The organism is Arthrobacter sp. SLBN-112 (assembly GCF_006715225.1).
Taxonomy (GTDB): domain Bacteria; phylum Actinomycetota; class Actinomycetes; order Actinomycetales; family Micrococcaceae; genus Arthrobacter.
In genome coordinates, this window is the sequence record NZ_VFMU01000001.1 from 2488869 (window position 1) to 2500816 (window position 11948).

The following is an 11948-nucleotide window of genomic DNA, read 5'->3' on the forward strand; positions in this document are numbered from 1 at the left end:
GCAGACCCTTCAAGGGGCGCAGGGCCTGTGGTGGTCCTGGCGCCCCTTTGGGCTTTAACCCAGGAGTGTTAAAGACCCAGCGCTTCGCTGACGTCGTGCAGTACCTCATCCAGTGAGGCGCGTGCGGCCTGGCGCGCCGCCGGCAACTCCGCGGCGGAGCCTACCTGGTGGATAACCTCCAGATAGCACTTGAGCTTGGGCTCCGTGCCGCTGGGCCGGATGATCACGCGGGTCAGGTTGCGGGTGATGTAGAGCAGCCCCTCGGTGGGCGGCAACTGGGCACTGCCCTCGGCCAGGTCCGTGAAGACCTCCACTGCTGACTGTCCGAACGATTCCGGCGGCGAAACCCGCAGGCGGTTCATCATGGCGTCCAACAGCCCCAAGTCCGCAACCCTGATGCTCAACTGGTCGCTGGCGTGCAGGCCGTGCTGGAGGTACAGCTCATCCAGGGTGTCGAAGACGGTCTTGCCTGCGGCTTTGGCGGCGGCCGCGAGTTCGGCAATCAGGACGGCGGCCGAAATGCCGTCCTTGTCCTTCACCAGTTCCGGGGCCACGCAGTACCCCAGCGCCTCTTCGTAGCCGTAGACCAGCCCGGGAACCCGGGAAATCCACTTGAAGCCGGTCAGGGTTTCCTCGTGGGCGAAGCCGGCCGCGGCGGCGATGCGGGCCAGCAGCCGTGAGGAAACAATCGAATTGGCAAAGACGCCGCGGCCGTCGGCCTCCGCGCCGGTGCGGCCGTCAGAGAGCCGCGCCACCACGTGGGCACCCAGTAGGGAACCCACTTCGTCGCCCCGGAGCATCCGCCACGCCCCGGTGTCGGGGTCTTTTGCCGCCACGGCTGCCCTGTCGGCGTCGGGGTCGTTGGCGATGACGAGGTCGGCGTCCAGCTGGGCGGCCGCTTCGAGGGCAAGGTCCAGGGCCCCGGGTTCCTCCGGGTTGGGGAAGCTTACGGTGGGAAAATCGGGGTCTGGTTCGGCCTGTTCGGCCACCACGGTGACATCTGTGAAACCTGCCGTCTTCAGGACATCCATGGCCGTCCCGCCGCCGACGCCGTGCAGCGGGGTGAGGACAATGCGCAGATCGCGGGCGGGGAAGCGGTCCGGCATGGTGAGTGCCGCCGTCGCCCGCTCATACCCAGCCGCCAGCGAGCCGTCCAGGACGGTCCAGGCGCCCTCTGCCAGCGTGATGGATTCCAGCGGTCCCACGGCGCTGATCCGCGCGGCGATTTCCGCATCGTAGGGCGCCACGATCTGGGCGCCGTCACCGTCCGCCGCCACGGCATGCCGGCCGAGGTACACCTTGTAGCCGTTGTCCTGGGGCGGGTTGTGGCTGGCGGTGACCATGACGCCGCCGTCGCAGTCCAGGGCGCGGACGGCGTACGCCAGCAGGGGAGTGGGGAGTGGTGCCGGGAGCAGGAAGGTCTCGATGCCGGCGGCGGCGAAGATCGCTGCCGTTTCCGCCGCGAAGGCATCGGAGTTATGCCGGGCGTCATACCCGACGACGGCGCGCGGCCGGGTGCCCGGCGCGGCCTTGGCCACTGCATCGAGCAGGAAGGAGGCGAGTCCCGCTGCGGCGCGGCGCACCACCACCCGGTTCATCCGATTCGGCCCCGGGCCCAGTGCGGCGCGCAGCCCGGCCGTGCCGAACTGCAGCGTGCCGCGGAAGCTGTCTTCCAGTTCCTGCCGGGCTACCGGATCGCCGTCCCCAACACGGCGGACAAGCTCAAGGAGCGATGCCTTCGTTGCGGGATCCGGGTCTTGGGCAGCCCATTCGCGGGCCTCGGTGAGCAGGCGAAGTTCGGCATCGGAAGACGTCATGGGCATAACGCTATCGTCATTGCCCGGCCGCGTGACGCACCCGGCGGCCGGGAACGTTAGAGCCGGGCGATGATATCGGCCAGCAGCCTGGAGATGCGCGGGCCCGCTGCCCGGCCGGATTCGATCACTTCCTGGTGGCTGAGCGGCTGGGGGCTGATCCCCGCTGCGAGGTTGGTGACCAGCGAAATTCCAAACACTTCCATGCCGGCGTGCCGCCCGGCGATGGCTTCCAGCGCCGTGGACATGCCGATGAGGTCGGCACCGATGCGCTTGGCGTACTGCACTTCGGCCGGGGTCTCGTAGTGCGGGCCGGGGAACTGGGCGTACACGCCCTCCGCCAGGCTGGGGTCCACCTCGCGGGCCAGGCCGCGGATCCGGGGCGAGTACAGGTCTGTCAGGTCCACGAACGTGGCGCCCTCCAAAGGGGATGCCGCGGTGAGGTTGATGTGGTCCCTGATCAGTACCGGGGTGCCGGGGGCCCAGTCCTCGTTGAGTCCGCCGCAGCCGTTGGTGAGGACCAGGGTGCCGCATCCGGCGGCAGCCGCGGTCCGGATTCCGTGGACCACGGCCCGGACACCCCTGCCCTCGTAGTAGTGCGTGCGGGCACCGAGCACCAGGGCCCGCTTTCCCGAGGGGGTGAGGATGGAGCGGATGGTGCCCACGTGGCCCTCCACGGCCGGGGCGTGGAAGCCCGGAACTTCTTCGGCGGACAGGGTGGCGGTGGTCTCGCCGATGAGGCCCGCGGCATCGCCCCACCCGGAGCCGAGGACCAGGGCGGTATCGTGCCGGTCCACGCCTGTCTCTTCGGCGATGTAGTCCGCTGCGGCGCGGGCGGCGGCAAACGGGTCCGTGTTCAGGAAGTCTGTTGTACTCACCAGTACAAGTTATCGTGCCGCCCGTGTTGCCCCCGTCACGGCTGGCCCGGAAGGGCCCTGTCTTCTTGGTGGTCAGCGGCAAATGGGCGAGAATGGATGACTGTGACTACGCATCCAGATTTCAGTTCCCCCCGGATCGCAATCCTGGGAGGTGGCCCGGGCGGATACGAAGCCGCCATGGTGGCCGCCTCGCTCGGGGCGACGGTCACCATCATCGAACGCGCGGGCCTGGGTGGATCGGCCGTGCTGACCGATGTGGTTCCCTCCAAGACCCTCATTGCCACGGCTGACCTGATGACCCGCGTGGCCGAGGCCGGAGAGCTGGGCGTGAAATTCGACGTCGACGGCGGCGACTTCGTGCCGGTGATGCGGGCCGACCTCAAGCACATCAACGACCGGCTCCTCAACCTGGCGCGCAACCAGTCCCATGACATCCGCGACGCCCTGGAGAAGCTGGGCGTGCGGATTATTGCCGGTTCCGGCCGGCTCCTGGACAGCCACACCATCGAGGTCCTGACGGTGGACGGCACCGAGACCGTTGAAGCGGACACCATCCTGCTGGCCGTGGGTGCACACCCCCGCGAGCTGGAGACGGCCCGCCCGGACGGCGAGCGGATCCTGAACTGGACCCAGATCTACAACCTGGACGAGCTGCCCGAGGAACTCATCGTGGTGGGGTCCGGCGTCACCGGTGCGGAGTTCGCCTCCGCCTACAACGGCCTTGGTTCCAAGGTCACCTTGGTGTCCAGCCGCGACCGGGTGCTGCCCGGCTCCGACGTTGACGCCGCCGTTGTCCTGGAGGAAGTCTTCGAACGCCGCGGCGTCCGGGTCCTGTCCCGCTCCCGCGCCCAGACCGTGGAACGCACGGACGACGGCGTGCTGGTCACCCTTTCCGATGGCTCCACGGTGACCGGCAGCCACTGCCTGCTCTGCCTCGGGTCCATCCCCAACACGGCAGGTTTGGGCCTCGAGGAGGCGGGCGTGGCCGTCAGCGAAAGCGGCCACATCAAGGTGGACGGCGTCTCCCGCACCACCGCCCCCAACATCTATGCCGCCGGTGACTGCACAGGCGTCCTGCCGCTGGCCTCCGTGGCCGCCATGCAGGGCCGCATCGCCGTGGCGCACTTCATGGGCGACGTCGTCACCCCGCTCAAGCTCCACCAGGTGGCATCCAACATCTTCACCTCGCCCGAAATCGCGAACGTGGGCGTCTCCGAAGCCGACATCGAGTCCGGCAAGTACCAGGCCGACGTCGTCAAGCTCTCCCTGCGCAGCAACGCCCGCGCCAAGATGCGCAACGCCAAGGACGGGTTCGTCAAGATCTTCGCGCGCAAGGGCTCCGGCACGGTGATCGGCGGCGTGGTTGTGGGCCCCAACGCCTCCGAACTGATCTTCCCGATCTCCATCGCGGTCAAGCAGAAGCTGCATGTGGACGACCTCGCCAGCACCTTCACGGTCTACCCGTCGCTGACCGGATCCATCTCCGAGGCCGCCCGCCGCCTGCACGTCCACATGTAGGGCACCCGCCCATGTAAGGGCCGAAGGGCCCGCATTCCACGGGCAACCCGTTGTTACACTCTGCTCATGATCGGGCTTCCCTTCGCGGGAAACGGGCTGGTACATGCCGGCTTCGTCGGGCTGGGAATCCTCGCAGCCCTGCTGTTCTACGCGTATGAGAAGCGTCGCCGCGGGCTCAGCGATCCCCGGTTGTGGCCTATTGCGGGTTTTGCCGTTGCGTTCGGAGCCATCGGTTCCCGGGTGCTCACCTGGGACATCTCGCGCCAAGTTTCACTGGCTGACTGGTGGGGCAATGGCGACCGCAGCATCCTGGCCGGCCTGGTAGGAGCCTGGTTCGGCGTCCTCCTGGCCAAACGATTGACCGGTTACCGGCAGCCGACGGGTGACCTGCTGGCCCCGGCAGTAGCCCTGGCGCTCATCATTGGGCGTATCGGCTGCCTTCTAACAGAGCTCCCCGGAACGCCGACCGGGGGAGCCTGGGGAGTGTTCCTCACTCCGGCGCAGGCCGCGCTGACCGGGGCCCAGGCCGGGGTGGGACTTCATCCGTCGTTCGCCTACGAGATTGTCTTCCACCTCGCGGCCTTTGCCCTGATGTGGCGCTACCGGGACCGCCTGCCCCACCCCGGCGACCTCTTTATCTGCTTCGTCAGCGCTTATGCCCTCTTCAGGTTCGTCGTCGAATTCGTCCGGGGCAACGAGGTGCTCTGGCTGGGGATGAGCCGGCCCCAATGGTTCCTGCTGACGGTTTTGCCCCTCTTGGTATGGCGGGTCCGGCGTGTCTTCGGCCCATCACTCCGCCGTGAGATGGAAGGAACCTCAGCATGAGTGACGACACGGCTGAGACCCCTCCGCCACCGCCGAACCAGGACGACCCGGCGCCGCAAGCCTCGAAGTCCGGATCAATGAGTATGGGGGCTTTTTTCGGGGCCCTGGCCCTGTACGCCGTCTATGTACTGGGAACCATGGCGCAGGGGCCTTATGCCTGGTCGGCCACCTTCCTCTCCATCCCGGCCCCGTTCATCCCCATCGCCCTGTACCTGGCGATGGCGATCGTGCTGGCAGTGCGTCGCCGGACGTCGCGCCTGGGCACAGGGCTGCTGATCGGCCTGGGCGCCTTCTTGTTGCTGGGTGGCGGACTCTGCGTTACGTTCCTTGCCCAGGTCCGGGGCTGACATGGACGACGACCAGTCGGTTCCGCCGCCAGGGGAGCAAGGGAGCGGGCAGAAGCGGGAGAACCGGGGTGGTTATCTGGGGTCCGGAGCCGTTTTCGGCGCTGCGGCCCTGTACATCCTCTACCTTTGGGCAACGATAGAGGTCGGTCCACCACCTTGGCCCGCCAGCATCTTCGCCGGGCCGGCCGCCTTCGTCCCGATCGCCGTCTATCTGGGGCTGGCCATCGTTCTTGCCGTTAATCCCCGCACTTCACGCACCGGAGCGGGCTTACTGATTGGGCTCGGCATTTTCACGTTGCTCGGCGGGGGACTTTGCGTGGGTGCCCTTACACAGGTCGAAATTTGAAGAAGGGTGCCGAATCATGAGGACTCAACAGTTGCCAGGGCCAGGCCAGCCGCTGCGCGGTGACAGGATCCACCGTTATGTGACCGCTTTCTGCCCCCAATGCCACGAAACCGACCCGCCACTCAGCGAGGTCCGGCGGCTGTCCGGGGCGTTGCTTGTCCGTGAAGGTCGCGTGTGGCTCGAACGCGGCTGCCCGGACCATGGCCTGGTCCGCACCCTGTACGACGAGTCGGCGGAAATCCTGCGCTACCTGGAGAAGTGGCAGGCGCCCACGAAGCAGCACATCCCTGACCAGGCCGACAATTTCCGCGCTGTCCCTGGGGCCTATGCCTTCGGGCTTCCGGCCATGCAGACTCAGCACACCTGTATCCTCCTGCAGGACATCATCGAGCACTGCAACCTGCGCTGTCCCACCTGTTTTACGGCGTCGGGCCCGCAACTGCAGGGAGTCGCGCCGCTTCAGGAGGTGCTCGACAATGTGGACACCCGCTTGGCCCGGGAGAACAACCGGCTGGATGTGCTAATGCTCTCCGGCGGTGAACCTACGCTGTACCCCTATTTGGCCGAACTGCTGGACGAACTCGTTTCCCGGCCGATCGTCCGGATCATGGTGAACAGCAATGGCATGCTGATTGCCACCGATGACGACCTCCTCGCCTTGCTGGCACGGCACCGGGACAGGGTGGAGGTGTACCTCCAGTACGACGGTCCGTCCAGGGAATCGTCGATTTACCACCGCGGCGGGGATTTGACCCGCTTCAAAGATGCGGCAATCGCCCGCTTGTCGGAAGCGGGCATCTTTACCACGCTGACCATGACGGCAGCCCTTGGGGTCAACGATGGTGAAGTGGGTGCCGTGGTGATGCGTGCCCTGGAGACTCCCTTTATTGGCGGGGTGGCGCTGCAGCCCGTCTTCGGTTCAGGACGCGGACACGGCATCGATCCCTTGGACCGGCTCACCCATACAGGCGTCCTGGAGAGGTTGGCTGAGCAAACCAACGGTGTCGTGTCCTGGCACGACCTGACGGCACTGCCCTGCTCCCACCCGCACTGCGCCTCGGTGGGCTACATGCTGAAGGACGACGCGGGAGTCTGGAGGTCCCTGACATCATTGGTCGGGCACGATCAGCTGCTGACGTGGCTGGAGCTCAACCCGGACAGCCTTGCGAACCGGATCGCTGACAGCTCCATCCCGCTGGAGCTGCGGAACCTGATGAAAACCTCGCTGCTGGACCTGCTGAGCGAGCAGGCGTCGCTGTCCCACCCACGCACCATGGACCTCTGGAAGAACATCTGCTCCCAGTGCGATTTGGGCATCGGCACGCTGACCACCCTGGCGGCAGGCAAGCTCCCTGGCCAGCAACAACGCCTGCGCAGGCTCCTCGCGGAACGGGTCACCCGGATCATGGTCAAGCCGTTCATGGACATCTCCACGATGATCGAGGAGCGGCTCACGCAGTGCTGCGTCCACGTAGGAACCAAGAGCGACGCCGGCGCCCACCAGTGTGCTCCGTTCTGCGCAGTGCAGGCATGGCCTTCGCTGGCGAGGCAGCGCATGAGCACCGCCACCGGTGTCCGGCTGCTCCCGATGCGTCAGGTTTAGGGGGAACGATGGACCCAGCGTCGCATGCCAGGCGGATCGCCGCCGGGCCGCTGCCCTCACAGCTGCTGGGCGGCAGGCACGGCACCACTCCTGAAGCACCCTCGGCTCCACCGGGTTCCGGCCCTGGCAGCACCGAAGAAGCGCCTTTTGACCCCTTGCGCCTGTGCATCTTCGCCACAATTGCCCTGCTGGGGTGGCTTGCGGGCCCCCTGGCGCTGTCCGTCTTTGCAGCCATAGGACTCATCGGATACTGGAAAGCGCGTCGACGCGGCCTCAAGAAGTCCAAGTGCTACCTGCGCGATACGCGGCTGGTGCTGGCTTATCTGGCTGTCCTCCTGGCTTCCGGCGCCTACGGAATCTACCTGCTTGCGGGACGTATGTTCGGGGTGTGAAGAGGCGCCCTGCGACCGGGGCGTCCTGAAGGCTGGACCGCCGCGCGGGCATCTGCATAGACTCGGACGAGGCAGGGCCGGGAATTTCCAACGAAGTTCCCGGCCGTACCGTTTTGACCCGTCAAAGCGAGGAGAAGCCCATGGAATTGCAGGATGTGAAATGGAACGAGCAGGCGCGTGAAAAGATCCTGCTGGACGCCGACCGGGCCCTGCAGGAGGCCGTCCGCGAAGCGGCGTCGTCGCTGTCCGGATCGGACAAGGACCAGGTGTACAAATTCCTCTTTGAAAAGCTGAAGGACCAGTTCGTGGACTTCCAGCCGGGTCCGGACCTGACGGAGTATGCCGAGGCCGTGGCGGATGGTGCGTTCAACGGCGCCGCCACTACCTGACGGATCCGCATTCACGCGGAACAGAGGTTAGACAGGCCACTGTGGAAATCCGCGCAGGGTCTGCGGGAGGACAGGGGTTAGTCAGGCTGCCGGTACCGCCTGGAAGTGCCGTTCGATGAGGCCCTTGATGTCCTCGTGGCAGCCGCCGCAGCCCGTGCCCGCGCGGGTGGCCTTGGAGACGTCCGCCACCGTGGAACACCCTTCCTGCACCGCTCCCTGGATGGCAGTACCGCTGACGCCCGCACACCTGCACACGGTCCCGGCGGGGTCCGTGACGGCATTCCCCGGCAGCTGGTCCGGTCCGTCCAGGCGGAGGAGGAGCGAGCGGTCGGCAGGCAGTTCGGCGCCCCGTTCAAAGAGCCCCACCAGTTCTGAAGCGGTGCGGGGCATCCCCACCGCCACCAGGCCTTCGAGCACGCCGCCGCGCGTGGTCATCTTGACGTACCGGCCATGCTCGGGATCAGCCCACTGGGCCACCTGCAGGCGGGCCCTGCCGTTGGCTGCCCCCGCCGTGAGCGCTTCCTCGTCCCAGGGATCGGCGGCGTTGTTCCCGGCCACCGCCAGGTTCATGCCCCGGGCTTTCAGGACCACGACGCCGGGCTGTTCAGGCGGCAGGGCGGGCAGCAGTTCCGCCTCCTCCGCCTCGCCGGTGGCCAGCAGCGTGAGATAGCCTGCCAGCCACTCGGCCTGCCGCCAGCCCGGGCCCACGAGCCCGGACGGCCCGGTGGAGTTGCGGCATGCGGCGCAGCCGGGGTCAGGGCAACGGACCTCGGCGCAGTCACCGATGGCAAAGATGTGTGGTTCGTGGTGCGCCCGCAGGCGGTGGTCCACCAGGATCCCGGTCCCGGTGGAAAGCCCGCAGCCATCGGCCAGCTCGGTGCGGGGACGCACCCCGCACGAGATGACCAGGAGGTCGCCGTCAATCGCCTGCCCGTCGTCCAGCAGCAAAGCGGAGAAACCGCCGTCGGGGCCGTTGTGCTCAACGCCGGTGGAGCGGGCGTTGCCCGCCACCCGGACGCCGCAGCGGCGCAGTCCGGCAGCCAGGACGGCTCCGCCGCCGCGGTCGATGCTGCGGCCCAGGGGGTGCGGCCCGTTATGGACCACGGTGACGGTGGCGCCTTCCTCCGCGGCGGCCAGCGCCGTTTCCAGGCCCAGGACGCCGCCGCCCAGGACCACCACCCGCTTGCCGCCGTCCACCGCCTGCCGCAGGACAGCCGCGTCGCGGAGGTCCCGCAGCGCTGTGACACCCGCGGGAAGCACGGGCGAGGCCGGATCCGGGTTGATTCCGGTCAGGTTCGGGATGACGGGCCGGGACCCGGTGGCAAACACCAGCCGGTCGTAGTGCACGGGTGCTCCGTCGGCGAGCAGGACCTGCTGCCGGGCCCTGTCCACGCGTTTGACCCGCACGCCCAGCCGGACCTCCACGCCCTCCGCCGCCAGTTCGGCGGCATCGGCAAGGGCCAGTGCGTCAGCGGTGGTCCGGCCAACGCCGAGGTCGGCCACGAGGACGCGGTTGTAGGCGGCCTCGGTTTCCTCGCCGAGCACAGTGAGCTGGACCTGCCCTGCGCGCACGGCAGGGAGGAGCTCGTCCACCAGCCTGGCGGCCACGGGGCCGAATCCCACGATGACAATCTGCTCGCTCATGAGGCCTCCGTCGTTTGCAGCGTGCGGGCGGAATCGGGGGTGGCCACGGGCCGGACCCACACGGTGTTGAATTTGAATTCGGGCATCCCGGAGATGGGATCGGTGGCGGCTTCAGTGAGGCGGTTTGCGCTTTCCGCGCCAGGGAAGTGGAAGGGCAAGAAGACCGTCTCGGGACGGATGGCAGTGCTGAGCTCCGCCCGGCAGACCACCTCACCCCGCCCGTTTGCCACGGAGACCAGTGATCCGGCGGCGATGCCCATGGCGTCTGCCGCAGAGGGATGGATCTGCACTCTGGCTTCAGGCTGGGCGGCGATGAGTTCGGCTACCCGACGCGTCTGGGCGCCGGACTGGTAATGCTCCAGGAGCCGGCCGGTGATGAGGGTCATGGCTTTGCCGGCAGGCTCCGGCATGACGGGTGAAGTACGACGGCGGCGCGGCACTACCGGGACCATGACCGCCTTGCCGTCGGGGTGCACAAAGCCATCCGCGAACAGGCGCGGTGTTCCGCTGCTGCCTGCCGGGTAGGGCCAGTAGGCGGCTTCGCCGCGGTCCAGCATGGCGTAGTCGATGCCCGAGTAGTCGGCCAGGCCGCCCGCGGAGGCACGGCGCAGTTCCTCGAAAACTGTTTCCGGATCCTCGCTGTAGGTGGACGGGGCGTCGAGCCGCGCGGCGAGGCGGGCCATGATCCACAGCTCGCTGCGGGCGCCGGCGGGAGGGGAGATGGCACGGCGGCGACGCAGCACGCGTCCTTCCAAATTGGTCAAGGTCCCGTCCTCTTCGGCCCACTGCAGCACGGGGAGGATCAGGTCCGCCTCGGCGGCGGTTTCGGACATGAAGAAGTCGCAGACCACCAGGAAGTCCAGGCTCCGCAACCCCTCGATCACGGCGTTCGCGTCAGGTGCTGCCACCGCGATGTTGGAGGCGTGCACGAAAAGGCACCGGACGCCGTCGGGCTTTCCCAGTGACTTCAGCAGCTGTACGGCGGGCAAACCCGGTCCGGGGATGGTTTCCTCCGGGACGCCCCAGACGCCGGCGACATGTGCGCGGGCGGCGGGATCGGTGATCTTGCGGTAGCCCGGGAGCTGGTCCGCCTTCTGGCCGTGCTCGCGGCCGCCCTGGCCGTTGCCCTGGCCGGTGAGGGTTCCGTACCCGCTGCGGGCCGTGCCGGGAAGGCCCAGGAGGAGGCTGAGGTTGATGGCGGCGGTTGCGGTGTCGGTGCCGTCCACGTGCTGCTCCACGCCGCGTCCGGTGAGGATGTAGCTCCCGCCTTCCCGTGCCCCCGCGGCGAGCATGCGGGCGGTCTGGCGGATCAGGTCGGCGGGGACGCCGGTCAACGACTGGACGCGTTCGGGCCAGAAGGCGTTGACGCTGCGGACCACGGCGCTGTAGCCCGAGGTGCGCGCCTGGATGTAGGCGGTGTCCACCAGGTTCTCGTGGATGACCACGTGGGAAAGGCCCAGCAGCAGGACAAGGTCCGTGCCCGGCAGGGGCTGGAGGTGGAGGCCGCCGCCGTCGGCCGTGAAAGCTGCCGTAGCCGAACGGCGCGGATCAACCACCACCAGCCCGCCGGCGTCGCGGGCTCCCCGCAGGTGCTGCACGAACGGCGGCATGGTCTCGGCAACGTTCGAACCGAGCATCAGGATGGTGCTGGCGGTATCCAGGGCTTCGAGCGGGAAGGGCAGGCCACGGTCCACGCCGAAAGCACGCATTCCCGCGGCTGCTGCGGAGGACATGCAGAACCGGCCGTTGTAGTCGATGCGGGAGGTGCCGAGGGCCAGGCGGGCAAACTTGCCCAGCATGTAGGCCTTCTCATTGGTGAGGCCGCCGCCGCCGAAAACGCCAACGGCGTCCGCGCCGTAGCGTGCGCGGGCGTCCTTCACGGCCTGCGCGGCGAGGTCCATGGCACGGTCCCAGCTGATGGGCCGGTGTACGCCGTCGGGACCTTTCAGGAGCGGTTCGGTGATCCGGCCGGCGTGGTTCAGGAGTGCGGGGGAGGTCCAGCCTTTGCGGCACAGACCGCCGCGGTTGGTGGGGAAGTCCCGGCCTGCAACCTCCAGTGCAGGCGCGGAGGGAAGTGCAGGCGCGGGGCCTGGCCCCGGCTGGGCGGCCGGGGCCAGGTCCGCAGGGGACGTGAGCGTCATGGCGCACTGCAGGGCGCAGTAAGGGCAGTGCGTGTCGGCGCTTGTGGTCAT

General features: G+C 67.9%; 11 protein-coding genes. 7 read left to right on the forward strand and 4 right to left on the reverse strand.

Going from position 1 to position 11948, the window contains the following annotated elements; genetic code table 11:
- Window positions 1-68 precede the first annotated feature (68 nt).
- Together FBY33_RS11585 and FBY33_RS11590 are read right to left on the reverse strand one after the other, a co-directional pair.
- A complete protein-coding gene (locus tag FBY33_RS11585; RefSeq protein WP_200831370.1) occupies window positions 69-1817 on the reverse strand; it encodes a phospho-sugar mutase in 1749 nt (582 codons plus the stop codon).
- A gap of 56 nt (window positions 1818-1873) precedes the next feature.
- On the reverse strand, window positions 1874-2692 hold the full coding sequence (locus FBY33_RS11590; protein ID WP_142030694.1) for a purine-nucleoside phosphorylase: 819 nt from the start codon (window positions 2690-2692) through the stop codon (window positions 1874-1876).
- 102 nt (window positions 2693-2794) lie between these two features.
- Here FBY33_RS11590 and FBY33_RS11595 point away from each other — a divergent pair, with 102 nt between their 5' ends.
- From FBY33_RS11595 to FBY33_RS11625, 7 genes are all read left to right on the forward strand, one after another.
- Entirely contained in the window at window positions 2795-4210 is a 1416-nt protein-coding gene (locus FBY33_RS11595; protein WP_142030695.1) for an NAD(P)H-quinone dehydrogenase, read from the forward strand.
- A 66-nt stretch (window positions 4211-4276) separates the two neighbouring features.
- Window positions 4277-5035 (forward strand): prolipoprotein diacylglyceryl transferase, encoded by a 759-nt coding sequence (locus FBY33_RS11600; RefSeq protein WP_142030696.1) that lies wholly within the window; start codon window positions 4277-4279, stop codon window positions 5033-5035.
- Complete coding sequence (locus FBY33_RS11605) at window positions 5032-5382, forward strand: hypothetical protein (RefSeq protein ID WP_142030697.1); 351 nt, start codon at window positions 5032-5034, stop codon at window positions 5380-5382. Before FBY33_RS11600 ends, FBY33_RS11605 begins: the two co-directional genes overlap by 4 nt.
- Window position 5383: 1 nt before the next feature.
- The gene (locus tag FBY33_RS11610; protein ID WP_142030698.1) at window positions 5384-5728 is read left to right on the forward strand and encodes a hypothetical protein; all 345 of its coding nucleotides are present in this window, start codon (window positions 5384-5386) and stop codon (window positions 5726-5728) included.
- A 16-nt stretch (window positions 5729-5744) separates the two neighbouring features.
- Window positions 5745-7331 carry a radical SAM protein gene (locus FBY33_RS11615; protein WP_142030699.1) on the forward strand — a complete coding sequence of 529 codons (1587 nt, stop codon included), beginning with the start codon at window positions 5745-5747 and terminating at the stop codon, window positions 7329-7331.
- An 8-nt stretch (window positions 7332-7339) separates the two neighbouring features.
- A complete protein-coding gene (locus FBY33_RS11620; RefSeq protein WP_142030700.1) occupies window positions 7340-7723 on the forward strand; it encodes a hypothetical protein in 384 nt (127 codons plus the stop codon).
- 140 nt (window positions 7724-7863) lie between these two features.
- On the forward strand, window positions 7864-8112 hold the full coding sequence (locus FBY33_RS11625; RefSeq protein WP_142030701.1) for a hypothetical protein: 249 nt from the start codon (window positions 7864-7866) through the stop codon (window positions 8110-8112).
- Between the two features lie 81 nt (window positions 8113-8193).
- On the opposite strand, the gene FBY33_RS11630 is transcribed toward FBY33_RS11625, so the two are convergent.
- Entirely contained in the window at window positions 8194-9756 is a 1563-nt protein-coding gene (locus FBY33_RS11630) for an FAD-dependent oxidoreductase (protein ID WP_142030702.1), read from the reverse strand.
- Window positions 9753-11948, reverse strand: coding sequence for a molybdopterin oxidoreductase family protein (locus FBY33_RS11635; RefSeq protein WP_142030703.1), 2196 nt, complete (start codon window positions 11946-11948; stop codon window positions 9753-9755). The genes FBY33_RS11630 and FBY33_RS11635 overlap by 4 nt, the downstream gene beginning before the upstream one ends.

Coding starts and splice junctions, on each gene's coding strand:
- FBY33_RS11620 (WP_142030700.1), top strand. CDS start 7,340: ATGGACCCAGCGTCGCATGCCAGGCGGATCGCCGCCGGGCCGCTGCCC.
- FBY33_RS11600 (WP_142030696.1), top strand. CDS start 4,277: ATGATCGGGCTTCCCTTCGCGGGAAACGGGCTGGTACATGCCGGCTTC.
- FBY33_RS11605 (WP_142030697.1), top strand. CDS start 5,032: ATGAGTGACGACACGGCTGAGACCCCTCCGCCACCGCCGAACCAGGAC.
- FBY33_RS11610 (WP_142030698.1), top strand. CDS start 5,384: ATGGACGACGACCAGTCGGTTCCGCCGCCAGGGGAGCAAGGGAGCGGG.
- FBY33_RS11585 (WP_200831370.1), bottom strand. CDS start 1,817: ATGACGTCTTCCGATGCCGAACTTCGCCTGCTCACCGAGGCCCGCGAA.
- FBY33_RS11615 (WP_142030699.1), top strand. CDS start 5,745: ATGAGGACTCAACAGTTGCCAGGGCCAGGCCAGCCGCTGCGCGGTGAC.
- FBY33_RS11625 (WP_142030701.1), top strand. CDS start 7,864: ATGGAATTGCAGGATGTGAAATGGAACGAGCAGGCGCGTGAAAAGATC.
- FBY33_RS11635 (WP_142030703.1), bottom strand. CDS start 11,948: ATGACCACAAGCGCCGACACGCACTGCCCTTACTGCGCCCTGCAGTGC.
- FBY33_RS11630 (WP_142030702.1), bottom strand. CDS start 9,756: ATGAGCGAGCAGATTGTCATCGTGGGATTCGGCCCCGTGGCCGCCAGG.